Annotated in this window: 25 protein-coding genes and 1 pseudogene; 9 read left to right on the forward strand and 17 right to left on the reverse strand. The window is 39.8% G+C overall.

All coding sequences use genetic code 11. The features are described 5' to 3' along the window. The 5 genes from CXF74_RS06330 to CXF74_RS06350 all read right to left on the reverse strand — a co-directional run. Window positions 1-443 (reverse strand): pseudouridine synthase (locus CXF74_RS06330; protein ID WP_101081575.1); only part of this gene is annotated, 443 nt, incomplete at its 3' end. 321 nt (window positions 444-764) lie between these two features. Then, window positions 765-2,009, reverse strand: a complete 1,245-nt coding sequence (locus CXF74_RS06335) for a cysteine desulfurase-like protein (protein WP_101081576.1) — start codon at window positions 2,007-2,009, stop codon at window positions 765-767. Further along, on the reverse strand, window positions 2,010-2,648 hold the full coding sequence (locus tag CXF74_RS06340) for a 2OG-Fe dioxygenase family protein (RefSeq protein WP_101081577.1): 639 nt from the start codon (window positions 2,646-2,648) through the stop codon (window positions 2,010-2,012). Between the two features lie 181 nt (window positions 2,649-2,829). Further along, a complete protein-coding gene (locus CXF74_RS06345; protein ID WP_101081578.1) occupies window positions 2,830-3,198 on the reverse strand; it encodes a ribosome recycling factor family protein in 369 nt (122 codons plus the stop codon). A gap of 215 nt (window positions 3,199-3,413) precedes the next feature. After that, window positions 3,414-3,809, reverse strand: a complete 396-nt coding sequence (locus tag CXF74_RS06350) for an EAL domain-containing protein (RefSeq protein WP_101081579.1) — start codon at window positions 3,807-3,809, stop codon at window positions 3,414-3,416. Here CXF74_RS06350 and CXF74_RS06355 point away from each other — a divergent pair. Further along, entirely contained in the window at window positions 3,808-4,188 is a 381-nt protein-coding gene (locus CXF74_RS06355; RefSeq protein WP_232772457.1) for a hypothetical protein, read from the forward strand. The two genes, CXF74_RS06350 and CXF74_RS06355, sit on opposite strands and share 2 nt — an antisense overlap. Window positions 4,189-4,265: 77 nt before the next feature. Here the strand turns inward: CXF74_RS06355 and CXF74_RS06360 are convergent, their stop codons facing one another. From CXF74_RS06360 to murQ, 3 genes are all read right to left on the reverse strand, one after another. Next, window positions 4,266-5,309: a porin gene (locus CXF74_RS06360; protein ID WP_101081580.1), complete on the reverse strand. Its 1,044-nt coding sequence runs from the start codon at window positions 5,307-5,309 to the stop codon at window positions 4,266-4,268. Between the two features lie 182 nt (window positions 5,310-5,491). Beyond that, complete coding sequence (gene murP / locus CXF74_RS06365) at window positions 5,492-6,904, reverse strand: PTS N-acetylmuramic acid transporter subunit IIBC (RefSeq protein WP_442965939.1); 1,413 nt, start codon at window positions 6,902-6,904, stop codon at window positions 5,492-5,494. 52 nt (window positions 6,905-6,956) lie between these two features. Continuing rightward, window positions 6,957-7,865 carry an N-acetylmuramic acid 6-phosphate etherase gene (gene murQ / locus CXF74_RS06370; protein ID WP_101081581.1) on the reverse strand — a complete coding sequence of 303 codons (909 nt, stop codon included), beginning with the start codon at window positions 7,863-7,865 and terminating at the stop codon, window positions 6,957-6,959. Between the two features lie 242 nt (window positions 7,866-8,107). On the opposite strand from murQ, the gene CXF74_RS06375 reads away from it, so the two are divergent. Continuing rightward, a complete protein-coding gene (locus CXF74_RS06375; RefSeq protein ID WP_101081582.1) occupies window positions 8,108-8,959 on the forward strand; it encodes an SIS domain-containing protein in 852 nt (283 codons plus the stop codon). Window positions 8,960-9,181: 222 nt separating this feature from the next. On the opposite strand, the pseudogene CXF74_RS06380 reads toward CXF74_RS06375, so the two are convergent. Next, window positions 9,182-9,355, reverse strand: a pseudogene (locus CXF74_RS06380) (glyoxalase); the annotation flags it as partial. A gap of 326 nt (window positions 9,356-9,681) precedes the next feature. Here CXF74_RS06380 and CXF74_RS06385 point away from each other — a divergent pair. Further along, window positions 9,682-11,442 carry an adenylate/guanylate cyclase domain-containing protein gene (locus tag CXF74_RS06385; protein WP_198552801.1) on the forward strand — a complete coding sequence of 587 codons (1,761 nt, stop codon included), beginning with the start codon at window positions 9,682-9,684 and terminating at the stop codon, window positions 11,440-11,442. Window positions 11,443-11,728: 286 nt separating this feature from the next. After that, window positions 11,729-13,735, forward strand: a complete 2,007-nt coding sequence (locus tag CXF74_RS22820; RefSeq protein WP_198552802.1) for a GAF and HD-GYP domain-containing protein — start codon at window positions 11,729-11,731, stop codon at window positions 13,733-13,735. Window positions 13,736-13,822: 87 nt separating this feature from the next. Here CXF74_RS22820 and CXF74_RS06395 read toward each other — a convergent pair whose 3' ends face one another. Continuing rightward, window positions 13,823-14,308 carry a VOC family protein gene (locus tag CXF74_RS06395; protein ID WP_101081585.1) on the reverse strand — a complete coding sequence of 162 codons (486 nt, stop codon included), beginning with the start codon at window positions 14,306-14,308 and terminating at the stop codon, window positions 13,823-13,825. A gap of 869 nt (window positions 14,309-15,177) precedes the next feature. Between CXF74_RS06395 and CXF74_RS06400 the strand changes: the two genes are divergently transcribed. Then, entirely contained in the window at window positions 15,178-15,990 is an 813-nt protein-coding gene (locus tag CXF74_RS06400; protein ID WP_101081586.1) for a YbaY family lipoprotein, read from the forward strand. A 193-nt stretch (window positions 15,991-16,183) separates the two neighbouring features. Here CXF74_RS06400 and CXF74_RS06405 read toward each other — a convergent pair whose 3' ends face one another. From CXF74_RS06405 to CXF74_RS06420, 4 genes are all read right to left on the reverse strand, one after another. Then, window positions 16,184-16,417 carry a helix-turn-helix domain-containing protein gene (locus tag CXF74_RS06405; protein WP_101081587.1) on the reverse strand — a complete coding sequence of 78 codons (234 nt, stop codon included), beginning with the start codon at window positions 16,415-16,417 and terminating at the stop codon, window positions 16,184-16,186. 9 nt (window positions 16,418-16,426) lie between these two features. Beyond that, window positions 16,427-16,978, reverse strand: a complete 552-nt coding sequence (locus CXF74_RS06410; RefSeq protein ID WP_232772459.1) for a DUF2975 domain-containing protein — start codon at window positions 16,976-16,978, stop codon at window positions 16,427-16,429. A gap of 649 nt (window positions 16,979-17,627) precedes the next feature. After that, complete coding sequence (locus CXF74_RS06415) at window positions 17,628-19,487, reverse strand: methyl-accepting chemotaxis protein (RefSeq protein ID WP_101081588.1); 1,860 nt, start codon at window positions 19,485-19,487, stop codon at window positions 17,628-17,630. Between the two features lie 288 nt (window positions 19,488-19,775). Further along, entirely contained in the window at window positions 19,776-20,684 is a 909-nt protein-coding gene (locus CXF74_RS06420; protein WP_101081589.1) for a LysR family transcriptional regulator, read from the reverse strand. 120 nt (window positions 20,685-20,804) lie between these two features. Here CXF74_RS06420 and CXF74_RS06425 point away from each other — a divergent pair, with 120 nt between their 5' ends. Together CXF74_RS06425 and CXF74_RS06430 are read left to right on the forward strand one after the other, a co-directional pair. Further along, window positions 20,805-21,254: a DoxX family protein gene (locus tag CXF74_RS06425; protein ID WP_101081590.1), complete on the forward strand. Its 450-nt coding sequence runs from the start codon at window positions 20,805-20,807 to the stop codon at window positions 21,252-21,254. Between the two features lie 66 nt (window positions 21,255-21,320). Continuing rightward, on the forward strand, window positions 21,321-22,034 hold the full coding sequence (locus CXF74_RS06430; RefSeq protein WP_101081591.1) for a pirin family protein: 714 nt from the start codon (window positions 21,321-21,323) through the stop codon (window positions 22,032-22,034). Window positions 22,035-22,139: 105 nt separating this feature from the next. On the opposite strand, the gene CXF74_RS06435 is transcribed toward CXF74_RS06430, so the two are convergent. Then, the gene (locus CXF74_RS06435; protein ID WP_101081592.1) at window positions 22,140-22,529 is read right to left on the reverse strand and encodes a VOC family protein; all 390 of its coding nucleotides are present in this window, start codon (window positions 22,527-22,529) and stop codon (window positions 22,140-22,142) included. Next, the gene (locus CXF74_RS06440) at window positions 22,519-22,698 is read right to left on the reverse strand and encodes a hypothetical protein (RefSeq protein WP_101081593.1); all 180 of its coding nucleotides are present in this window, start codon (window positions 22,696-22,698) and stop codon (window positions 22,519-22,521) included. The genes CXF74_RS06435 and CXF74_RS06440 overlap by 11 nt, the downstream gene beginning before the upstream one ends. A gap of 217 nt (window positions 22,699-22,915) precedes the next feature. On the opposite strand from CXF74_RS06440, the gene CXF74_RS06445 reads away from it, so the two are divergent. After that, a complete protein-coding gene (locus CXF74_RS06445) occupies window positions 22,916-24,742 on the forward strand; it encodes an SgrR family transcriptional regulator (RefSeq protein ID WP_101081594.1) in 1,827 nt (608 codons plus the stop codon). An 85-nt stretch (window positions 24,743-24,827) separates the two neighbouring features. Here CXF74_RS06445 and CXF74_RS06450 read toward each other — a convergent pair whose 3' ends face one another. Continuing rightward, window positions 24,828-25,211 carry a 3D domain-containing protein gene (locus CXF74_RS06450; protein WP_101081595.1) on the reverse strand — a complete coding sequence of 128 codons (384 nt, stop codon included), beginning with the start codon at window positions 25,209-25,211 and terminating at the stop codon, window positions 24,828-24,830. A 482-nt stretch (window positions 25,212-25,693) separates the two neighbouring features. On the opposite strand from CXF74_RS06450, the gene darT reads away from it, so the two are divergent. Continuing rightward, window positions 25,694-26,380, forward strand: coding sequence for a type II toxin-antitoxin system toxin DNA ADP-ribosyl transferase DarT (gene darT / locus CXF74_RS06455; protein WP_101081596.1), 687 nt, complete (start codon window positions 25,694-25,696; stop codon window positions 26,378-26,380). Window position 26,381 lies beyond the last annotated feature (1 nt).

Below are 26,381 nucleotides of genomic sequence, written 5' to 3' on the forward strand. Positions count from 1 at the left end.
CCATGCCTTGGATCGCGGATTTTACGGCCACGACTAGGTAGCTCAGGTTCCACGTCTAGCTTGAATGCTTTGCAAGGTAGGGTTAAATATTTACTGCCATTAATGCCAATCTCAACCCCATTTTGTAGCAGAAACATTGCCGCCTCTGTGATCGCGCCATCCACTTGCACGTAGTACTCTTTTTCTATGCCTTTGCTTCTGACGTTGTAGCTCATCATACCGTCGGTGGTAAGTAACAATAACCCTTCGGAGTCGTGGTCTAATCGGCCAATCGCCATGATTTTATCGGGGAAGTTAAATAGCTCGCCAAGCAGGTGTTTCTTCTTGCGTTGTTCAGGTACAAACTGGCTTAAAAAACCATAGGGCTTAAATATTTTGAAGTGTTGATGAGTTTGGCTTGGTTCAGCGAGTGCTGTTAAACAAGTTGGGGGAGTGCTTGGCATTAAGTCTGGCCTTAATCGTAAATCAGAGTGATAGCATATTATACGGTTAGTTTGGCTGAGATGCACTGCGTCTGAAATGGTTTGTGGTTAATTGAAATTAACCTGCACTCGGTAAATTTCTGGGCTATTTTTTGCGGGGGACGAGCAAAAGGCAAAATAGTCATTTAAGTTAAATAATGTTTTTTAGTCTGTGGTTTGCCCTGCGCCACAGGCTCTTTTTAAGTGTTTAGCCTGCTACTTTCAAATCTCACAGAACCCACCTATAAAAGACCGCTACTAATGTCAGTCTTAAATATGGCCGTCTTAAATTTAGCTTCTTTATTATTTTATTCCCTCCATTAATGTTGTTAACGCCGTAAAAAGCTGATCTATCTCTTGCTCAGTATTGTAATGCATAAAACCAATGCGGATAACGCCTCCCGAGTCCAGTATGCCTAATTGAGTGCATAAACCCTGCGCGTAACAATGACCGTTCCAGACACAGATATTAGACCGGCCTAATTCCTGAGCCACCTTTATTGGTGTTATTGCGGTTATTCGTAGCGCAAAAGTGGGTGTGCGCTGTTCAAGTTGTGATGGATTGGTTATGCCAAATAAGGTGATTTTTTCTTGTCCTGCAATTTTGCTTAAAAAATAACGACTCAATTGCATTTCATGTTGATGGTACTGGGCAAAACTATGCTGCAAGCGTAAACGCAACGATAAGCTTGGATCTGCCCATTGGGCAAGATATTCCACACTGGCAATCAGCCCCGCTAATGCTTCAAAGGATAGTGTGCCTGTTTCAAATCGGCCCGGGCCACTGTTGGTAGCAGGTTCGACTTTATAGGGCTTTAATATTTGTAACCAGCGAGGGGCAATATACGCGATAGCTAAATGAGGTCCAAAAAACTTGTAGGCAGAACAAAGCAAAAAATCACAATCTAAAGCCTGAACATCAATTAACCCATGGGCTGCATAATGTACTGCATCAACATAGACTAGCGCGCCAACTGCATGAGCGGCATTAACGATACGTTGTACATCCACGATTGAGCCAGTGAGATTGGATGCATAAGTGATGGCAACGAGTTTTGTTTTGTTATTAATTAATGCTAACAGGTGATCGTAATCGAGAGTGCAGTCCTGTTCATTGATACGCGCTTGTCGTATATATGCACCTTTATCTTCTGCTGCTTGCTGCCAGGGAGAAACATTCGCATAGTGATCCAAAGAGGTCACAATTATTTCATCTTTTACTTGCCAATCTCGGCTAAGGGCACGGCTAAGTTGAAAGGTCAGCGAAGTCATATTCGGCCCAAAAATAATGTTATCTTCGCTGTTTGCATTGAGCAAAGCTTGCGCGGATTGACGGGCTTTGTTAACGACGGCGACGGTTTTTCTACTGGAAAAAAATTGGCCACCAAGATTGGCATTATATTGCCCTAAATAATGTGTCATGGCAGAGAGAACAGATTCGGGGACTTGTGTCCCGCCTGGCCCGTCAAAGAAATAAACTGCTCTATTGTTTATTTTCTGTTGCAAGGCCGGGAATTGTTTACGGGCTTCATTCGCAGTGAAGTACACTCACAAATCCTTAGCGGTTAATACAAATACGTCCATATGACCGGCTTCTGATTTATTAATCAAAGAGATTGGCGTTGCGTTATGCCAAAGACGATGATCATCCAACAACGCGACTTCGCCTGAGGTTAATACTTTATGCAAGAAGGGGGCTTCTTTATTGCTATTGTAAATCAGTAGCTCACCACCACTAATATTATGACGATCAATGCCAATCATGGCGATATGATCAAAACCATCCTGATGAATGCCTTCAGGCGATACCTTAGTTTGGTCATAAATCGCAGTGATGCGCATTTGGTGAATATCGATGATTTGTTGATCTGATAGGTGATTTGCTTGTTTAAAAATCTCACACATTTCTAATAAAGCATCACTATTAATGATGTGCTCTTGCAGTTCTTCAAATTGTCGAACCACGTCGCCTTGAAAATGATTTATTTCTTCCGATTGGACAAACTGATGACTCGCTAAGTGATTGATTCCTTTTGGGCCTAGCGTGATACTGGAATACCTACGCAGGCGATATTGCCCATCAGCGTGATCTGTTTTTGGCAACGATGCAAAAGAAGGAGCGAGTGCTTTGACCGCTTGAGCACTTAATTGAGTCAGTTCTAATGTAAAATCTGCTTGAGGTTGCATAATAAAACTCCTTTGTTACTTATCTATTAAGCCTATGCAATCGGGCTAGGAATTCAAGTAAACAGCAGGGATTTCTTAGCTATGCAGTTTTAGTCAATCAGTCGGCTGAGCACAGTGTTTGTAGCAAGGTAGGTTAAATAAATGAGGTCAAATAAGCAGAAAGATCGGAAGTTTCCTCTTTTTAAATAAAACCTTCAGCAGTATCAATGGCATCTCGTGCCTCAATCAAGGTGCAACCTGTCTCTGCTATTAACTGATTAACTGTCATTGCAGGGTTAGATTTCATGAGCAACGCTAAATTAAAGGTTGGTTTTGATCCGGCGGTATTAATGGCTTGTACAATCCACATTGTTTTTTTCTGTCGTAATTTATCCGCTATCTCAATAAGCTGACTTTGGCTGCCCATTAATAACCAGTTTTTTGAACGGCGAATACGTTTTAAGCGACAGCAGTGTTGAGTTGCAAGCGCTATCATGGCGACTTTACAATCAATCCGGTGGATAAAGTTGTTTAACTTAATGGATAGGATTTTTGAATTTTCATTGGGCATAGCACCTCCATCAAGATCGTTTGATAAAGGGTAATTGTTACACAGGCGTTTGCTGAACAATAGTCTTATTCCTGCATCGATGTTTTTTTGAGGCGCTTTAAATGAGGGGGGGGGATAGGATTGACAGTCGTTATAAACAATAGTCCTCTGTCTTATTTTAATAGGACAGAGGACTAATTGCATTAATACGAAATGGCATACTTATTTTTTACTAGTTATTTTTTAATGTTTAACCACTGTTGCTCAAACGCGCTTGCGGGTAACGGTTTTGCGTAATAATACCCTTGACCTGTTATGCAACCAAAATCTTGTAATACCGCGGCTTGCGCTTCTGTTTCAATACCTTCGATCACCGTATCAATTTTTAAGGTGTTCGCTAATGAGATAATCGCTTTCACTAAGTCCTGATTCTTCTTATTACTTTCGATATCTTGAACAAAAGTACGATCTACTTTTACACCATCAAAATGGAAGCTTTGCAGGTAACTCAGCGATGAATAACCCGTACCAAAATCATCTAACCACACTGTGACTCCCATCTCCTGAATTGAGGTGAGTACTTTATCGACCAGCTTTTTATCACTAAGCAGTAACGATTCGGTGACTTCAATGTCACTTGATCACGGCAATGCATTTACGACTAATGCCACCATTGCTGCCTACCAAGAAGGTAAAGCATGGTTTGATGAATTTTTAACTTATACCGAAAAGACACGTAACTGGATTGTTGCCTTTATGGCGAAAGAATTACCACAGGTTAAGATCTTTGTACCAGAGGGCACGAATCAAATATGGTTTGATTTTACTGGGTTAGGTTTATCATCTGCTGAGCTTAAACTGATGTTAACGCAACAAGCTAAATTAGCATTAACCCCTGGGACTTGGTTTGGTGAAATGGATGAAAACTTTTACCGCATGAACTTTGCCTCACCATTAGCGCAAGTACAGGCCTCTTTTGAATTGCTGAAGTTATCGATTCAAAATAATTAGCGGTAATTGTAGTTGCTCAACAAAACCAATACAAAATAATACAGAGGGGATTCCCTCTGTATTTTAGAGCGTGTTAATTACCACTCGTAACGCAGTCCAATATGATAAAAGCTTTCTTCATTTGAACGACTAAAGCTCCCCTTTTCAGTTGTTCCATCATCACCATCTTGCAACATGTAGGCTGCAAATATAGAAGATTTATTGGTTACTTTGTATTGAAACTCAAATGTTTTGGTATCGACTTCTACTTCATCTCCTCCCTCATTTTTTAAATTTCGGTAACCTGTTTTGAAATTCCAGTCCTCTGCAAAGTTGTACACTAGAGTCATCTCTATATCAGTGTCTTTACTTTCGGTGGAGGAGTTTAGGTAAGTTAGATTGTCTTCAGAATAAAGTGCGCCAAGCATAACGTCACCAATGTAATATCTAAAACCCGCACCCCATAAATCGTAGCTGTCGATATTATTGACATTATCCAGGTTATCTCTTGATTGGTTATGCTGATAAACAACAACAGGCGCAAACTGACCAGCATTACCAAAATCAAAGGTATAGCGTAGTGCTGTGTTATAACTACTCTTTAAATTAGATTCACTGTTACCAAGAATGTAAGCTGCTGAAAAGTCGAAATTAGCGATAGAGTTTTGGTACTGTAAAGTACCATCTTGTCGAAATACTTGTGTCGCCGTAGTATCAACTTTGCTAACTTGACGACCAACTGCGACATCCGAAGATGCAAACACATCACCAATATCAGTGAACATGATTAAGCCAGAGGCAACACGACCAAAAGTTGCTTTACCGTATTCATTTGCATCAAAACCAGTCCAAACATAACGAGGGCTAAATGAATTACTGCCTTTGTTGGCCATTTCCATCGCGCCCACTTGAAATTGAGCTTGTCCAATTAATGAAAACTGATCATTAATAACTTGTTTACCGCTAAATCCGAGGCGCCCATCAAATTTTCCTTCTGCATGCTCATCAGCCTTATCCGTTATATTGAAACCTAAACGTGTATAAAGATTTACAAATGAACCATCTTCATAAATTTTGGCTGCATCTGCATTGACTGTAAATAGACAGGCGGGGATCATTATCGCTAATAGTTTCTTCTTCATTTTGTTTCCTTAGTTTTAATTTTAGTTTTAATTATTATTTTTTAAACGTAAGAATCCCTTCACCTTCCGTTTAAACGGTAAGGTTAATCATTTCATTCCGTGGGGGGGGAACAGGTAAATCAGATTTACCTGTTCAAAATTGTTAGCAAGCAGCTGATAGTTAAGCTACTTGCTAACAAGGATTAGCTGAGGTCTACATTTTTAGTACCAAAGAACCAGGTCGCTAAAAATCCGACTGTGTATGAGATAAGTAATCCGGCGGCAAAGACTGCCATGGCGATAAAGATGCCTGAATCAGAGGTCATGAGTGGTAATGCAATGATTCCCGAGGGACCAAATACGGTATTTAATCCGACAGGTAAGCCCATATAAGAGACCATTCCGATAAAGAAGCCACCCGCTGAGCCACCAATACATGCGGTAACAAAAGGTTTCACACGGGGTAGCGTGACGCCGTAAATCAGAGGCTCACCAATACCAAATATTCCAGGTACAATTGCACCCTTTATTTGTGCACGAGTGACAGATCCTTTCTTCGCTTTAAAGAATACAGCGACAGAAGCGCCGACTAAACCTCCTCCCGCCATTGCAAGAATAGGAAATAGTGAGTTAAAACCCTGTGTTTCCATTAGTGCGAAATAAACAGGTACAAACCCTTGATGGATACCAAACATAACAGAGATTAAAAATAATCCCGCTAAAATAGCGCTACCAATTGGGTTGCCATTGAGGTGAATAAACAACCAAGACATTCCTTGGAACAAGAGAGCGCCAATAGGCATGATCACAATAAATACCATTGCGCCCATAATTAGTAGTGTAATAAGTGAAGTGAGGATCATATCAAGACTATCAGGTACAAACTTGCGTACTTGACGTTCAACCCACGCCCCCATTATCGCGGCAATTAAAACACCAATAATATTGCCACGAGGGTCAATCGCAAAACCAAAGAACTCGCTCATGCCTGAGTAGACGCCTGTCGCTACCTCTGGGTTATAACCCATTACAAAAAGCGAGGCTAAAATGGCGCCATTTACACCTGACCCACCAAAGGCTTGTTGTGCATTGTAACCAATCAAAATACTGAGGAAGGCAAATAGCCCGGTACCAAATATGCGCATATATTGTAAAAAATGAACTAAATGCGCATTAGGTAGCTCATTGCCAACCACCCAAATTTGCTCAAAGAGTGTCGCAAAACCAAGCAATAAACCTGCGGCAATAAACCCTGGAATTAAGGGGGTGAATATCGTTGCAAATTTACTTAAAAAGCGTTGCACAGCGCTCGTTTGTTTTTTCTTTAAGTTGCCTTTTTTAGCCGATGTAATATCCGCCAAGCTTTTATCTTGTTCGTTATCAAGCACTGTATCGTCAGTTGAACTGATCTGCTCATTCATTAACTCTGCTGCTTGTTGTGCTTTGCCTGGGCCTAAAATTATTTGAAATTGGTCATCACTCTCAACCATGCCTAAAACACCGCTTATCTTTTTAAGCGAATCCCTATCTGCCAAGCTGTCATCTGCCAGTGTTAAGCGTAAGCGTGTCATGCAGTTGCCACATTTACTTACATTTTTAGCGCCACCAATAGCCACCAATAGCCACTAAAATATTAGCAATCATATCTTCTGTGATTTTAGCCATAATCTAAGCCTCTTGAAGTGTTAATGCTGGGCGAATAAAGCCTTTGCTTTGTTGAAGTTTTTGTTTTGCATCGCAGGCATTGAGATCAAGTAGAATCATTACAATGGCTGTCTTACAATGAAAAGCGCATTCATTTAAGGCCGCTTCAGCCTGTTTTAATGAGCAACTTGTTGCTTCTACTACTATATTTTTTTGGCGTTGCATCAGTTTTGCATTGGTTGCTTCAACATCGACCATTAAGTTACCAAACACCTTGCCCATTTTAATCATTGCCCCCGACGTGATCATATTCAGCACTAATTTTTGTGCTGTTCCCGCTTTCATGCGAGAAGATCCAGTTACGACCTCTGGTCCTACAATTGGCGTGATAGCGATGGTTGCAAGATCTGTCATTGGACTTTTCGGGTTACAGCTTATGCTCGCAACTATTGCCCCTAATGAGAGGGCATATTCCATGGCTCCTAATACATAAGGGGTGCGCCCACTTGCAGCAATACCAACCAGCAAATCATTTTTATTAAATGAAAGTGCCTGTAAATCTGATATCGCCAGTTCTTTATTGTCCTCAGCATTCTCCACGGCACTTAAAATTGCTTTTTTACCGCCAGCAATCACTCCAACAATAAGTTCAGGTGCCGACCCATAAGTAGGAGGGCATTCACTTGCATCCAAAATGCCTAAACGGCCCGATGTGCCTGCGCCGATATAGATCAGGCGCCCATTATTGTTAAAAGCAGTAACGGCAGCGTCTACGACTTGAGCGATCTCTGGCAGTGTTTTTTCAATCGCACATGCTACTTTTTGGTCTTCGTTATTGATCACTTTCAACATATCAAATGTTGATAAAGTATCGATTGTTTCTGAATGGCTATTACGACTTTCTGTCACTAACGTTGTTAAATCAATACTCATTTTTTATCCTTATCCGGGTTAATTTCAATTTTTTTTCAGCATAATACTGAATTTTAGTAAGGAAAAAGTGAGCTGGTTCACGCTAAAAGTCATTCTAAAAAGAGGGTTTGTTGGAATAATTTATTACTTTAATTAGGAGGGGAGTAATTAAGTTACTTTAAGTTGCAGGCTTATCTGCATTTGACTTTGGAATAACAACCAAGCAAAGTGGAATAATATATTACAAATAATTCCAGGGTTTTATGTCTATTTTGCAGCAGTTATTAAATCAACGCAGCTCTCTTTCTCCTAGTCGCATTAAAATTCTTGATTATATTGTTGAGAATCAAGAATTATGTAGTGAGATGACCAGCCAAGTACTTTGCGAAAAAATTCAAGTTAGCCAATCTAGTATTATAAAATTTACTCAACAGCTTGGTTACAAAGGTTTCACTGATTTTAAGTTTGCGCTAATAAAAGAGCAAAACCATAAAGCGTCATTATTGAATGCACATATCCCTCTGCATAGTAAAATTAACGACCAAGATAGTATTTTAATGATGGCGCAGAAGCTTGCTCAGGAAAAACAACAAGCATTACTCAATACAACGAATGCCATTAATCATATTGAATTTTCAAAAATTATTAAGCTCATTAATAGCGCAGCAAGAGTGCAAATAATGGGCATCGGCGGTTCCGCATTAACAGCAAAAGATCTCTCTTTTAAATTATTAAAAATAGGCATTATTGCACTCTCAGAGCAGGATACTCATGTGCAGATTGCAACGGCAAATACGTTAAAGAAAGGAGATGTACAAATTCTATTATCGTACTCTGGCCTGCGTAAAGAGATATTAATAGCAGCAAAAGCTGCGCGTGATAAAGGGGCAACTGTGATCGCCTTAACCAGAAAAAAACGTAATGGACTAAGAGATATAGCCGACTATTGTATTGATACCATTGCCGATGAAGAGAAATACCGAAGTTCATCTATCTCTTCTCGAACCGCTCAAAATGCAATTACTGATCTTATTTTTATGTCACTACTGCAAAAAAGAGGATCTGATGTAAAACTGCTTATGTTTGATATTTCATCCTCGATTAACAAAATATAGGCACACAGCTTTCTGATTTAATTATCTTGCGCAAAGGTACGATTTTAAATGAGCGGTGAGCTATTTATGCACATCGTTGTTTTCATGTTTTCATGTTTTCATGTTTTCATGTTTTCTATGCAATGTCATTCAATAGGGCACAAAGCTCCCTATAAAATTCGTTATTAACTACAAAAAACGACGCTATAAACAGCTTGTAATGCGCGAATTAGGTTAAAATTTTTATTCGTAATCTGCAGCGTAAGTTTCTTCATAACTATGCGAGTAGAACTCAAATAAATTGCCAAACGGGTATTCTAAGTAAACCATTTTTGCTTGTTTACTGTCGTCTTCTGGGCGGTAGCGCATAATGTCCATACGCGCTTTACCGCCATATTGCTCAGTACGTGCAATAGCCCTTTCACTGTTGTGACGCAGTAAAATTGGCCACATAGTGGCTTATAAAATACTCTTCGTTATTTCCCAAGTGAGTGGTCAGAGCCACTTATCCATTACACTAATGTAGATAGATAATTGCAGAGTGTTTATTCTAAATTTATATAATTTAAAAACAAAAACACGCAAAAAAAACGGGCAATGAGCCATTTTTCGTGATGATTGAATTCACAAGCAACTCTGCTAATCTTAATCTAAATAATGCAATATATTCGACTACTTTAACAACTCATATTCAAGGTTACTCGGCAAGGGTAACACTGAAAATGGGGAGGCTAAGAGCGATTATGAAAAGTAATAATCTTTCACAAATTGATATCAGTAACGAAGAAATTGGCAGTCTCAATGGTTATATCAAACGTAAAAATACAGCCGTATTAACGGTCATGTTTACCGACATTAAGAACTTTACCTTAGTGACCGAAGAGAAAGGCGAAAAGTACTCTCGTGAAATACGCGAGGCACACGATAAGTTGCTTACAAATATTATTCAAAAAAATAATGATGGGTTGGTTATCAAATTTATAGGTGATGCTGTGATGGCTGTTTTTTCTGAACCTAGTTCAGCCGTTGAGCGCGCATTAGAAATTCAAAAAGCAATTACCGCGTTTAATAATAACCACCCGGAATATGAAGATTTATCTATTCGAATAGGTATGCATATGGGACAAGTTGCAGTAGACGATAACGTTCAGGCAGATGTTTTTGGTCGCCATGTTAATAGAGCATCTAGGATAGAAAGCCTTGCTGATGGTGGGCAAATTTATTTAAGTTATACGGTATTTGACAGCGCTAAAGGTTGGTTGAGTGAACACGAGAATATCCAATGGCAGCCACACGGGCGTTATTTAGTTAAAGGAATCAAAGAGCCCATCGAAGTTTACGAAGTGCTTAATAACAGTCACGCTAAACCTAGAGCGCCACTGAACGGAAAGAAGCAGACAAATTTCCCCAAAGGTCTCATTTCTGTAGGGCTAGTTGTAGCCGGTTTTATATTCGCCTTTTCTTTGTCAAACTATACAAAAATCGAAAGCGGGTCTGCCAGTCTCTCCTCTGATATAGGCGCTAGCAACTATGCTAACAATGCTGACACAGCAGGCGAGCAGACTAATCCAGTGATTCTTAACGGTGTTAGTATCGACTCTTGGATGTATCAAATCCAGGGGCTAGATGAAAATGCTAAAATCGACTCCTTGGCTGTCACCGATTACGACATGCTTGTGGTTGAACCCGGCAACGATTTTATTGATTTTTCCTACGATACCGATTATCTGGTAAAACGGCTTGAACGTAAATTAAATGGAGATGATCGTATTCTTTTAGCCTATGCAGATATTGGGCAGGCCTCAGATTACCGTAGTTATTGGCAGTCCGACTGGATAGCGCCCACTAAAAACAAGCGAGGCTCTCCTAGTTTCTTGATCACGACTGACCCTGATGGATGGGTTGGTAACTATCCAGTAGCCTACTGGCAGAGCGAATGGAAAGAAATTTGGTTAAAACCAGACGGAATAGTGGCCAAGTTAGCCAAAGCAGGATTTCATGGCATTTATTTAGACTGGGTCGAAGCCTATGACGATGATGCTGTTCGCGATGTTGCACTGCTTCAAGGTGTGAGCCCTGAAAATGAAATGATGTTATTTATCGAACAAATCGGTGCAGCAGGCAGAGCCATTCGTCCCGATTTTATTGTTATTGCTCAAAATGCCCCTTACCTCATCAATCACAATCCGGCACGTTATGTGGCGATGATAGATGGTATTGCCACCGAAGATACTTGGTTTTTTGGAGAAGGTGATGCTGAATGGGATGATGCCAATGCCGGTGATCTTACCGGTGGAGAAAGGCACTATGAAGAATACTCTACAACAAACAGGATTAGTCAGAATCAAATTTATCTTAGTTTAGGTGTGCCAGTCTTTACCGTTGATTATTGCATATCAGAGAAGAATGCTAACCTGACTTACAGCAACTCTCGTCGAGCAGGTTTTATCCCATTGGTTACCCGTGTGTCTCTTTCTGAGCTAAGTGAAACACCACCCAATTAGAACGGCAAAGGATAATACGCAAGGGCAGAAAACAGCAAGCTGGCAAGTCGCTTTAGCTTTATTCATACCATTAAAAGTCTTATCTGAGCCTCGCGCATATTATCAAGTTTATATCGATCGTTTAATTGCCAAGCAGGGCGGTGATTTTTACTCATAGTCAAAAATAGATTCGATAAATCATCTCAATAAAAAGCCTTCCTGATGTTTACACCTACCATCAACTTTGTTTATTGCCTGCCTATTTATCAAAACTGAACTATTCTAAAAACGTAAAATGGGAGTAATTATGAAGTTAACTAATGATAAGCATTTACTTCAGAAACTAGTGATCGGACATGGCCCTGCTTTTTCAAACACCGGCATGCAAAAAGAGTTAAACGAGCAACAGCTGCGTTGCGTCGAGGTAAATAGTGCGCAGGAGATACTCAAATTATCACCTGCTTTACTTATATTAGATCAGCAATTACTCGAAGCGTTAACCATACCCACCGTTGAACAGTGGCGCAGTAAGCAGTTTTTAATGGTTATTGCTGAGCAGCACCTCGAAGTGGAGGCCGATCTTTATGTACCAACGGGGTTCAATAAAAGGATCACGCTTAAACATATCGAGTCCGCTCTATTAATATATATCCAACAGTTACAGCATCAAGAGTTAAGGCAACAATTTAGTAACAAGTCTAATAGTTTAACCAGGCTCACTGAGATAGGCATTGCGCTTTCTGCTGAAAAGAACCTAACCGCTTTATTAAATAGGATTTTAGATGAAGGCAGAAAGTTAGCCTGTTGTGATGCAGCATCTTTATTTCTGCTTGATAATGAAGATAAAAAAAACAGTCATCTGATTCTTAAGCTGACACAAAATGCTTCTATTGAGTTTGATTTTGAGGAGCAGTGTTTTGCTCTGAGTGACAGCAGTATTTCAGGATATGTTGCAACCCATGGCAACGAACTGAATATTGAAGATGTTTACCAGATGCAAGACAGTCCCTATCAATTTAACCCTATTTTTGACCATGCAACAGGTTATCGCTGCCAATCTTTATTAGCCCTGCCAATATGTAACCATTTAGGAAATATTATTGGTGTATTACAGTTTATTAACCATACCAAACAAGCAGGAGTCTGCTTAAACTCTCATTCGGTGACCAAAGAAAATGTTATCCCCTTTGAACAATCGATTTGCCCATTATTACGTGCGTTAGCTAGCCAATCTGCGATTGCTATTGAAAATAGGCGTTTGATTGAAAGCATTCATCGCCTCTTTGAAGGTTTTGTACAAGCCTCTGTAACTGCGATTGAACAACGTGACCCTACCACCAGTGGTCACTCATTTCGTGTTGCAGACCTTTCTATTGCGTTGGCAAACTGCTTGCCAAATTCAGGGCTTACACAATACCAACAACAGCTACTCAGCAAAAAAGATCTACGCCAGCTAAAATATGCTGCACTATTGCATGATTTTGGAAAAGTAGGGGTTAAAGAGTCCGTTTTAACCAAAGCTAAAAAGCTGACAGAGCATCAATTAGATATTATTAAATATCGTATTCGCTTAACGCAACAAACCCTACTTCGTCAGCGCGCAGAAGTTGAGCTTAAGCTATTTAATGAAACTGAGAATTTAAACCCGCAATTAATGCTTAAACAGCAACAGAGTATCCAACAACAAATCGCGCAATTAGAACAGTTTTGGTTAGATATTTTACAAGCTAATGAACCCACTATTCTGGTTGAATCTATTTCTGAAAACTTACAACAGATTCATGCTTATCAAGCCGTTAATGACAGCGGGATATTGACCCCTTTAATCAATAAACAGGAGTTACTCGCTTTATCAATTCCTAAGGGCAGTTTGACAGGAGAAGAGATGGATGAGATCCGCTCTCACGTGATTCATACTGAAACATTTTTAAGACAGATCCCCTGGACACATGAGCTACAAGATATTCCAAATATTGCCGGTGCGCATCATGAAAAAAAAGATGGCAGTGGTTACCCAAGAGGGTTAACCGGTCAGCAGATTCCGCTTGCTTCACAAATTATGACAGTGTGTGATATTTATGATGCACTCACCGCTTCTGATAGGCCCTATAAAAACGCGCTACCTAATGAAATTGCCTTTAAAATATTAAACAATGAGGCTGAAAAAGAGCAGTTAAATGGGGACTTAGTGAAACTGTTCATCGATTCAAAAGCCTATTTAGTGATAAAAGATAAACAGTATAAAAAAGACGGTAATGAGTGTGGTAATTTCCACCATCATGTTTGTGATTTTGACTTGCTTGACGAGAACTAAATATGTACTCAGGCAAGCAAATACGTTTTATAAAAAACAGCGCGCTATCTTGGCTCTGTTTCTCATTTTTTTGTTACATTTAAATGGTTACTCGTAATCAGTTGCGTAAGTTTCTTCATAGCTATGTGAGTAGAACTCAAATAAATTGCCAAACGGGTCTTCTAAGTAGACCATTTTTGCTTGTTTACTGTCGTCTTCTGGGTGGTAGCGCATAATGTCCATACGCACTTTACCGCCATATTGTTCAGTACGTGCAATCGCCCCTTCAAAGTCATCTGTCTGAAGACAGAAGTGGAAGATGCCCAATCGAGAGAAATCAACTTCGTGACGTTCTTGGCGCTCTTTCATTTCAAATAGCTCAATACCAATACCGTCAGTTGTCACTAAGTGCGCAATGTTAAAGCCTTTAAAACCTTCACCAAAAACAGCGACACACATTCTACCAATCGCTGTTTCACGCTCTTCTTGTACCTTAGTGTTGTTCATTACAATTTTTAAACCCAGTGCTTTAGTATAAAACTCAACGGCTTTATCCATATCACCCACCATTAGACCTACGTGATTCATTTTCATAATTTACTCCAAATAATGCGATTGATTAATGTGTATCTCGTTTCGATGAGGTGATACTACGGCGGATGCGATTAAATATAAAATTATCAAATGTTATAAAGTTCATAATTAATGGTTATGGTTTGGGGCGTATATAACAAACAGGTATTTTCTATCAATGATCGAAAATTAATCACAGCTAGGCGTTTTAGAAAATAACAATATAACTATGCCAATCCAATTTAAATTAAACTAAGTATAATCAGTGTTCTCCTATGATATGTCACAGGATCTTCTTTTTAAGGAATGGTAATGGCTGGGTGGTGTGCAGAGTGAGGCTGCGCAATCATGCCAGTCTGTGTAAAAAGCACAGTGTAAAATAAGGTGAGCAGTTATAAGCTTGCCATTGATTATCCTTTGTTGCTGGTGGTACGGGGTTCCCGAATACAAACTAGCCGCAATTAAATAAAATCGTGATATCTATACCCATGCTACTTCAAGATGCAAAGTCAGCAAGGAAAATTGTGCCGAGATACCAGGCATAAAATTGAAGCCTAGTCATTCTAAGTCGATATTTTATAACGACGTAGATGGGTGCAAGTTACCTTGCCCTACGGGGCGCAAGCTCGCTTCTTATTCAACCATGGCAGCCCAGTGTTACAACAATCGAAAAGTGAATAACAATAAAGGATTAAAGTCTTTTTTTAATCCTACCGTTAGAAGGTTCACGTAGTTAACCGTTCGATAGGTTACCTCATGTTGTGCCTTGCTCTGGTTATCGAGCTTGTGCCTGACAAAGCATTTTGAGGTGGCATGGGTATACTACGTAAACGTATCGGTGTGAATTGCATCAGATAACATTTTTAAAAACCTATGTTCGAGGAAAAACTATGTTGAATTGGAAAAGTATTTCATTATTAGCTGCTATATTAGCATTAGCGGGTTGTACACAACCAAGCCAATCAGAGGCTGACGCACAACAAGCACAAGTAAGCAGTGAGCAAGCAAGCGTTAATGGCGAAGTTTGGTACCGTGAGCGTATCGCACTGCCTGATCATGCAAAACTAATCATCACGTTAGAAGATGTTGCGCGTCAAGACGTCGCTACAGATGTGATTGCAACTGAGATGTTAGTATTAGACAAACAACAACCTTGGGCATTTAACCTCAATTACGATGCTGCTAAAATAACTGAAAAAGGGCGTTACGTATTACGTGCGCGCATTGAAGTAGATGGTCAACTGAAGTTTATCAATACAACCAGCATTCCTGCGTTTAATAACAGCGACAAAGCGGTACGTATTATGGTTTCATCTGTTGCTCAAAAATCAGCGCCAGTCGCAACGGCTGCATTAGAAAATACCTACTGGAAATTAGACACATTAAACGGTAAAACGATTAAAACAGCAGCAAAACAAAAAGAAATTAACTTTGTTTTACATGCTCAAGAATCTAAAGTGGTTGGTTTTTCTGGCTGCAATAAGTTCTTTGGTCAATACACTGTTGATGCAAAAAACAATGCGTTTACATTCTCTCCATTGATGTCTACAAAAATGGCCTGTATCAACCAAGATTTTAATGAACATGATTTCTTAAGTGCATTATCTAAAACAACGAAATACAAAGTGAATGGACAAAAGTTAAACTTCTTTACCGCTGAAGGTAAAGTATTAGTGTCTTTCTCAGCTGTGTACCTTTATTAATAAATAATGACTGCTTACCTTAGCGGGGGAGGTAGTTTGTTTTATAAAAAGGCAGAATGAAGCAAGCACTTCATTCTGCCTTTTTTGTATGTATAACAAAGCGCCTGAGAAGAGATACTAATGATTAAAAACCCCAAATTAAATACCAGACCCTCCGATTTTCGAACCACTACTTAACAGAATGATAAAATAATCAAACGTCATCAGCGATGGTGTTTTTAATGTTTTCTTCAAATTCAAGTAGATCGCCAGGCTGACATTGAAGCACCTCACACAGCTTATCTAGTGTCGAGAATCGAACCGCTTTTGCTTTACTATTTTTTAATATAGATAAATTTGCTTCGGTAATCCCGACTTCTTGTGCCAGCTGTTTTAAGCGCATTTTACGCTTAGCCATCATGACATCTAAGTTAATACAAATGGTCATCACGAATCCTTAAATTGTGTGGTTATTTTCGTCAGCCAGTATAAAACCTTCTTTCATTACCCAAGAGATAATTAAAATGATAAATCCAAGCATGATGGTTAACAAATCCATTCCTTCAAAACTGATACTCAAAATGCGTTCACCAGGCGGGTTATTAAAAGACAAAATGACAGACAGAATCGCGCCATATATAACTGAAGCACCTACCCAATAAAATAAGCAATACCCTAGTTTTTGATAGCTCATTGTATTGTTCATAGAAAAAATTTCGTTTCGTTCGTAGTTTCGAAACAGATGAATAAGGACCTGCAAAGCGTACATAATAATAGCGCATAAGAATAAACTGCTGATAGTTGCAATTACACGTGTTGTTACCGTAAGGGGTAACTGCGTGTAACTGCTAATGTCGTAGCTACTTTGAAGGATGCCTAGCGTGGTCAGAAAATCAAATTGAGTGTCAACGGTTAACCAGTAATAACAAACAGAGAGTGGTGTAAGCACCAATAAAACTTGAAAAAGTATCCGTGCACGACGGCTTTGCTTTTGAATATTAGACATCATTGTTACCTCATTGAGTGGATTGAGGGGGCATGTTAAATCAAGGGCTTCTATAAAACAACCAAAATATATCGATAAACGATGTTATTTTGTTGTTGGGCGATTTTTTAGATCGCCTTTGAAGTGTCGTTTTTATCTTTTTAGGTTGGCTATTGAGGCATTATGACTCAATGACTAGCCTGCTAATCCGATTGTGTTTTTCGCTGTATGCAAGGTGATTTCTGGTGTAATGGTGTAATAATGATAAAGCGTCAGAACAGTGTGATTATTGTTTGTTTGGAAAAGGGCGAGGGTATATCAGAAATAAAAAAAGGCGGTAGCACAGAGTTTGTGTCTACAGCCTTTTGAGTCGTTTTAACTAGCCAAATAGATCAGCTATTTATTGTGGTTATACCCAAACTACTTGAAGATTCAGAGGCTCGCTCGGATGTCAGATTAAGGCGCGACATGAAGAGAAGGGTTATTCCCTTTTCGAATCTTGTAACGCAGAGCTGGCTTTCGAGTGAACCTCCCGTAGGGCCAGGTGAGAGGTAACCCTCTTCAGTGTTATGAAGCATTGATTTAGAATGACTAAACCTTCAACTTCATGCCTTGAATATGGCCACCTCTCAACTGGCTGATTCCTGCATCTTCAAGTAGCTTGGGTATAGTATTACACGGTAAAGCGTTTTATCTCATCATGTAATACATTGGCTTGCTCAGATAACTCTTCACTCATATTTTGATTTTGTGTTGCAGAGTTACTCGCGGTTTCTGCTACGTCTCGAATAGAAACAACGTGGCGATTTATCTCTGAAGCAACCGCACTTTGCTCTTGTATTGCAGTGGCGATAGCCGTGGTCATATCCATAATGCCGACGACATCACTGTTAATCTCTTCTAACATATTGCCCGCTTGCATCGCTTGCTGACTACTTTTCTCACCTTCATCGCGACATTCGGTCATTAGCCCAACAATACTGGTCGTGCGGTTTTGCAGTGAACTAATAATCGTTTCTATCTCTTTTGTTGAGGCTTGAGTACGACTTGCAAGGGTGCGAACTTCATCAGCAACAACGGCAAAACCTCGACCTTGTTCACCCGCACGAGCGGCTTCAATGGCAGCATTTAATGCAAGTAAATTAGTTTGTTCTGCAATGCCACGAATAACATCTAATACCGAACCAATGGTCACGCTATCTTCAGCAAGTTCTTTGATCACGTTTTCTGATTCAATTAACTTGTTTGATAACATTTCAATTTGTTGAATGGTGCTATCTACTTCTCGTTTGCCCGCATTGGCGTTTTTAGTGGCCTGTTCTGCTTTGTCTGCTGCATCTGTTGTATTGCAGGCAATATCTTCTACGGTAGCAACCATCTCTGTAACTGCGGTGGCAACCATGTCAGTTTCTTGCATTTGTGAATCAACGCCTTGACTCGTTTCATAGATGTTTTTTGTGAGAACACCGGTTGCTTGGTTAACACTGCTGACGGAGAGATTCACTGAGTGAATAAGCTGTCTAAAGTTGTTCAGCATATGATTAAATGAACGTGCAATGTCTGCTAACTCATCGTTTTTATTCGTTTCTATGGTTAACGTTAAATTATTTGTCTCTGCCGTTTCTACCATTCTTTGTTTAATGGTCGTTAGCGCGGTTAATATAGTGCGCCCTAAAAGACCTGAGATTAATGTTAATACGGTGACGGCAATAGCAAAAATAATATAGGTAATTGATTTAATATCATTAATGTAGTCAACCACCGCTTGATTAACGCTTGCTGTGAGAGTAAGTAGCTGCTGGTCAACTTGGTGAACCGTGGCACGCATCTTAGCTTGTAATCCCTGCGTCGGTTTATAACCTAATACTTTTTGCTTATTAACTAAGTTAGCAAAGGCTTGTTGGTAGGTTTTTAATGAGTTCGCAATCGTGTTTTTTTGCTGTGAAGCAAGGCTACCGTTGTCTAATATATCCTGCATCTGTGTGATGTTTTTCTGAAAACGAGTGACGTATTTATCGTCAAATCGTAACATAAAGTCTTTTTCATTACGGCGTAACTGCAGCATGGCATTTAATAGTTGAAAGTCATCACTAGAGATAGTGCTTTCGACACTGTGTACTGCTTTTCTTAAGTCGCCATAAAGCCCAGTAGTCGGCGTTAATCCCATCTGTTTATGGGTGTTTGCTAGTTCGATAAAGTGCGCTTCGTATTCACTGGCAATCACTATTAGTCGTCTTGCGTCGCTTGTATCTACATTCATCTCATCTAAGTCTTTACTCAGATGACGTAAGTTATTTTTTAACTCGTCTATTTTCTGAGAAAATCTTTCCACGTATTTTTCTTGCTTACGTAATAAAAAGTCCTTCTCATTACGTCTGAGCTGTAAAACATCAGATTCAATCTTGCCTATCTCTTGCACTAGCTTGATCTCTTTTTGCAACGAGTTAGAAACGAAGTTAATTAATACCAACATGCAGACCATGCTAAGAATGGCAACAAGGGTGTTAATGGTTAGTTTGTGTTTTATTAGCATTGATACCTTCAAAAAATAGGGTTATTAATGCGTTTACGTAGGGCGAATACACCAGATCGGGCTTCTGAACCATCACTGCCAAAACTCGCTAAGCATAACGAGAAAGGTTAAATAATATTCTTTATTACTTTGAATTATAAGGTCTTCTGTATTTTTAGGTGGTAGTAACATGATTTTTACAGGTGCACAGCTTCATTCTGATATGAATTTTATATACACGGAAAGTCGGGGTATAAAACAAAATGTGACCGGATTGCTCTTCCACATTCTGCTTTTTAGCACAGGTTATTATTCACCTAAAAAGGTATCACTGGATAATGCTTGTATTTGCTCTATAAACCAAGCGAGTGCTTTTCCTTTGTTATCTTTACGCCACGCAAGGCATAAATCCATCTCTGTTATTTCTGGTTTTTCGAGGGTTAAGGCGACTAATTCACCACTGTTTAACTGTTCTTGAATGCGATGCACAGGTAAATAACCGACGCCTAATCCTAATAACTGCAAGTCAATTTTTTGCGCCACACTGGCTACGGTAATACGTGCTTGGCCATCTAATAAACCCGCTGAACGTGTCACGAGTTGTCTTGAGCTATCTGCAACCACAATAGAGGGGTATTGTTTAATGGTGTTAGCGCTCAGGGGGGCGGGTAAATGACAAAGGGGGTGATCTTTAGCGGCGGCAAAAACAAATGCGAGTTTGCCTATTGAGTGCATTTTAAAGCTATTGTTATGAAAATCGCCCGCGATACCAAGAATAAGATCACTTCGTCCTGCGGTTAAGGCATCCCAAGTACCACCAAATATCTCTTCCGTTATTTTAATGTTAATCCATGGGTTAGTGATTTGAAATTGTTCAATCAGCCTATAGATAGGTTTTAAGCTGAAGGCACCATCTATAGCGATACGTATCTCTAGTTCCCATCCGCTTGCCGATTGTTTGGCCATATAGGTCAGCTCATTGGTGGCCTCTAAAATTAAACGACCTTGCTCCACAATCAATTGTCCTACTGGCGTTAATTCGGCTTTACGTTTGCTACGGTCAAAAATAGCCAGGTCTAAATCTTCTTCGAGTTTATTGACCGTATAAGAGATAGCAGAGGGCACGCGGAATAACTCATCGGCAGCAGCTGCAAAACTTTTTTTGCGTTCAATGGCATCGAGCACTTTTAAGGCATCTAAAGTAATCGGAGAATTCATTAGTTCAATCCTTTTGAATTGGTTGTTCAGTTTTAACCGTTATTAATCGTTAAGGCCATTAAATATAATAGCTTCAACATTCAAACACAACGAACAATCAAACGAACTTAGGAGAAACATATGTCTATATCACTACTTAATAAATTAACTACCTCTACTGCAAACTGGTCTTCATTGGTACTCAGAGTGCCAGTTGGTCTTATCTTTATGGCACACGGCGCACAAAAATTATTTGCAATGTTTGGTGGATATGGTCTTGAAGGAACGGGCCAATGGATGGAATCAATTGGTTTAGCACCCGGTTACTTGATGGCATTAATGGCGGGTAGCGCTGAGTTCTTTGGTGGTTTGTTTATTATTGTGGGTTTGCTGACTCGCCCTGCTGCCTTTGTCTTAGCGATGACCATGGTGGTTGCGGTGTTGGCTGTACATATTGGAAACGGTTTATTTATGAGCAATAACGGTTATGAGTTCGGTTTGTCGCTAATCATCATCAGCTTCGCACTTATGTTGCAAGGCAGTGGCCGTCTCGCATTAGATAACCTTATCGCGCTGCGTACAAAAAGATAGTTTCGGCTTCGGCTATGGGTAAAAATATAAAAACATCAAAACATCAGAATTAAAAGAGGGCATGAGATGATAAGTCATAATAAATTTACAGCATTAGGCAAAGCAAATCATGATTGGTTAGTATCAAGTCACCACTTTAGTTTTGCTCATTATTACAACCCTGCGCGCATGGGGTTCGGAACATTACGTGTGGTTAATGACGATTGGGTAAAACCTGGAACGGGCTTTCCAACACACGCACATAAAAATATGGAGATCATTAGTTTTGTGCGCAGTGGCTCCATTACACATAAAGACAGCGTCGGAAACAAAGGGGTGACACTTACAGGTGAAGTGCAAGTGATGAGTGCGGGAACAGGAATCGCGCATTCAGAGTACAACTTAAGCAAAAGCCCATTAACCTTTTTCCAAATTTGGATTGAACCTAATAAGCACAATGTAAAACCCCGATGGGAGAGTAAAGTGTTTAGCGGTGAATGTGATGCTCATTCATTACCATTATTAGTGTCAGGCTATCCAGAAGATGAAGGCAACGTACTGTTTATTAATCAATTGGCGCGCATATATGGCGGTAAAGTTAAAAAAGGCACTCGTTTTACGCAAACTATTAACCAACAAATGTATGTATTAGCCTCATCGGGTAGCTTTAAGATAATGGATAATCACACTGAGGTGATCATGCAAAAAGGCGATGGTGCAGAAATAACAAAAGAGAAAGAGATCATTATCGAAGCACTGCAAGACAGTGAAATGATTTTTATGGATGTACCTACTCATTAAAACATTGTTTGAGATGGCAATAACATCGCAGTGACTGGAAAATAAACAGTCATTGCGATTTCTGCCTTTTAACGCTTATTCTGAAACACTTTTTAGGCACATTTGTTACACAACAATTTCCAATCGATTCCATTCAGGATCTAACACCACACATTCATAGTAGCCATCACCCGTCCAGCGGGGGCCATCCAATACCTCATAGCCTTGGTCAGTAAAGTGGGCCGCCATGGCATCAACTTTTTCCTGTGAGCCAACAGAAAATGCAATATGGGCTAACCCTGTAATCTGGGGGGTGACATCAACGGATGAGACTAACACTGAATCCATCTGCATTAATTCGATACGTGGTCCATCGGGCAATGTCAGAAAGTAAGATTGGAATGCTTTAAGCGGGTTTTCATATTTTTCATTACTTTTAGCATAAAAAAACTGTTGGTAAAAAGTTTTCATCACTTCTAGATTTTCACACCAGATAGCCACATGTTCAATTCTCATTTAATACCTCACTTTGTAGCGCGGTTTCATTAAAAGATAATAAGGTGTTCATGGAGAGAATGGCTTCTATCTCAACGATATTGTCACTTGATTGCAGGCGTGCCTGATAATAATCAGCTAAACGATTGCTTTGTGTGTTCATGAGTATTGCTTTGATTATCTCTAACATGGTGATTCCTCTGCGTGTTAAGTGGTTAAGTGGTTAAGTGGTTAAGTGGTTAAGTGGTTGAGTCATGAGTGCTTAAACGATGGGTAATTATCATTCAATAAGAGGAAGCTAAAAAGAGAGGTTTTTTAATTGTTTAATTCCGGTTAACGCCGTAATCTGACTGAATCTGTCTTTTAAACCCGATACATGCTCTAAATAAGGAAATGGTGGTGACGATATGCATCCTGTTTTAAGTAATGAGAAAAAAATACTGCACTTCTCACGGTTAACTAAGCTTGGCGTTAAACAAGAAATTTTGATCACCTTGCATGAAGTCGCCGAAGTGATGTGTACCAGCACGCGACATTGCCGCACCTTATTAAATGAAATGCGTGATTTAGGCTGGTTAGCATGGACACCTAAAGTCGGGCGTAATCAACGTTCTCGACTGTATCTCCTGTTTTCTGTTGATGAGCTAACAGTCGATTTAGCACAGCAGATGATTGCCATTGGAAAATATGAAAAGGCACTCGTGTTGATCGGCAATGACCAACTGTTATTTGGGCAATTATTACAAAATACATCGGGTGCGATTCAACGCGAAGGGCGGTTGCACATTCAGCTGACTTACCCGCGGTCATTCTCTACATTACTGCCACATATTGCGTTAAGGAACAGCGAACGTTTCTTATTACGTCAGGTTTATTGCTGTTTAGTGCAGTGTGATAAACAGGGCGTTATTTCACCCCAGTTAGCCCATCACTGGGTTTACAATGAAGCGTTACATCGCTGGCGTTTTTATTTACGCCCTGCACTCACTTTTCATGATGGCAGTGAAATTAACGCGCAAAAGGTCGCTGAGTTATTTAATCAGTTAAAGTCGCTGGTGGCATATAAAGCTGAATTAGCGCACGTGACTGAGATCAACGCGGTCAAGACATTGTGTGTCGATTTTCAATTAGATCAAGCGGATCCTGGATTCGCAGGATTGATTGCAGGTGTGAAATATTCTATTCAACCTTGCTCTCAAATCAATGATCAACTTAATGATCAGGTTAATAGTAAAGTTAATAAAAAGGTGGCAAGTGTTGGCAGTGGAGCGTTCAAGGTAGAAGAGCATACATCACAGTATTTACGATTACAGGCCGACGATAACTATTACGCACATCGCGCCCTCACTGATACCGTGACTATTTGGCACGTTTCACCATTACAAACTAGCGCGGCTTGCACAAAAGAAATACAGACAAATAAGCGACAAAAAACCAGTCAGATCCGCTCAAATTATCCGGCGACTAACCGCGTTGAACAGAACATTAAAAGTGATACGCTAAGCACTGAAAACGATAAAAAAAGCAGAATAGAATATGGCTGTTTACTGGCAATGATAAACAGTCAATCGATGCTTTCTCTGCTACAACGAAAATACCTGAGCGACTTGCTGAGTGCTGATAAATTGATGGCGCTATTAAGTCAATCCACGACTCCGATTGAAGCTATTCCGGCCTATAACCTGCTGTCTAATTGGTTGAAAGTGATGCCGATGGACACAGTAGTAGAGCCTTTACCGCGTAAACTGAGCATCGCACTGTTTGAGCACCATACCTTGCAAGAATGTGCTCATGCGATACAAATATTACTTGAGCAAGCGGGCATTGATTGTGACATTAACGTTTATCCTTTTGCGACATTAATGCGCAAGGCCACTGAAAATAACCTAACGGAAGATCTTATATTGATGAGCGTGGATTTAGACGACAATCTACCCACGTCAATTTTTAGCTGGATGTTATCGAATGCGCTACTTAAGCACAGCCTGTCTGAACAAGCCCAAGCATGGTTACAAACTCAATTAATCGCCATTCGCCAGCAGCAACCCTTAAGCAATTACCTCACCGAGTTAGCGTCAATTAGCACTGCAATGATTAACCAGCATTGGATGATACCGATGTTGCACCATCGGCAAACGCTCTATTTTCAAGACATACTCAAAGGGGTCTCTATCAACGTATGGGGCTGGCCTGATATACAAAATGTGTGGTCTGAGCACCTCGTAGAGAGTTAGCGCTCAAGGCATCAAGTATAAAAAAGCCCTGAGTCGCGAACGACTCAGGGCTGAATAATTTAAACATGAAATAAACGTAGTGGTATTACTCTTTATTTGTCCAATAGATAACCACGTCTTGCTTGCCCCATTTTCTGGCTTTCTTAACATCGTTACCCATGTAGATATCGATTTTCTTTTCCCAGCGCTTATTCATTTTATCCAATACTCGGTATGTACCCTCAAAACCTTCGATTCTTACTTCTTGATTATGAGTCAGACCCATATCTAGTAAGTCTCTCGACACAGCAATTGATTTCATGCCGGGTTTAAGTATGTCACCCCATGCAGCAAGGTTAGGTGTTGAATCGGTTTCTCCAACGCTTGACGTATATGCACTTGCTGTCACTTTAAGTGATTGCTCACCGCCACCACAGCCCATGAGTGAAATAAGTGAGAGTGCAATAACAATATGAAGGCGAGTTTTCATAAGAGGGAATTCCTTTTAATTTGGTTAGTTGATGATGGATAAGTTTTGCTTTGAGATTTTAATCAATCATGTACATGACTGATCGTTGATCGGCGATAGTTTAGTTCATATTTTATTTGTTTTCAGCGGTTTAGTGATAATCGCTGTTGTCGATCTATAGTCGAGCAGTTTTATAGGTAATGGCCAGATATAAATATCCTGTATTCACGCGCAGATCATATAAAACCCCAATCAAAAATGTCACAATACAACTCATTGAAATATCGATAAATATGTTCAGGTACTAGGGTCAGACATTTATCCCCAGATAGAGTCCTTCGTACTCTTATACCAATGTTGCCTTTAGAAGAACAACATCGTATCAACTTTTAAAGTTGATTCTCTAATGAGAATTTTCGACCAACTAAACCAAGCCCAATAAACCCAATTTAATCTAACCGACGCACTTGTAAAAAATACCGTAATTTAGGAGTTAGCACATAATGACAATGCCACGACCTGTTCGATTATTTCATATTACTGCAATTGATAATTTAGATCTTATTTGTCAGCAGGGGGCATTAGTGTGTAAAACGTTGAGTGAACAACAAGGTGTCAAGTATCACAACATTGCGCATGGTGGTGCGCAAGGTGTTCGCTCAAATAAACAAGCGCCGAATCCACCGGGTGGGTTAATACATGACTTTGTTCCCTTTTATTTTGCGCCACGTTCACCTATGTTATCGGCCATTCAGAACGGTCAGGTACAAGATTGTTTGTATGATCAAACAGGTATTATCTATTTTGAAACGACCGTAGAAATGGCGTATCACAACGGGTTACAGGATTTTGTATTTTATGATCGTAACGCAACCAAAGCTTATAGTCAGGATTATACGGATTTAAAACAGTTGAAAGATGCCGTTGATTGGCAGACGATGACTGAAACTCCATCGTTGGATGGTTTTTGTAAGTATTTTTTTGATAAGCATAGCGAACCTCGCTATGTCGATAGAATGGAAAAAAGACAGGCTGAATTTTTGATTAAAGACCAAGTTCCGCTAAGTTGGATGACACGCATTGGTGTGATCGATACAAGCCGAGCAGAACAAGTTAATGCCATTTTGGCTAAACATAACGTAAACTTAGCAGTAGATGTAATGACAGATTGGTATTTTTTAGGGCAATAAC

It is taken from the genome of Psychromonas sp. Urea-02u-13 (assembly GCF_002835995.1).
In the GTDB taxonomy this organism is placed as follows: Bacteria; Pseudomonadota; Gammaproteobacteria; order Enterobacterales; family Psychromonadaceae; genus Psychromonas.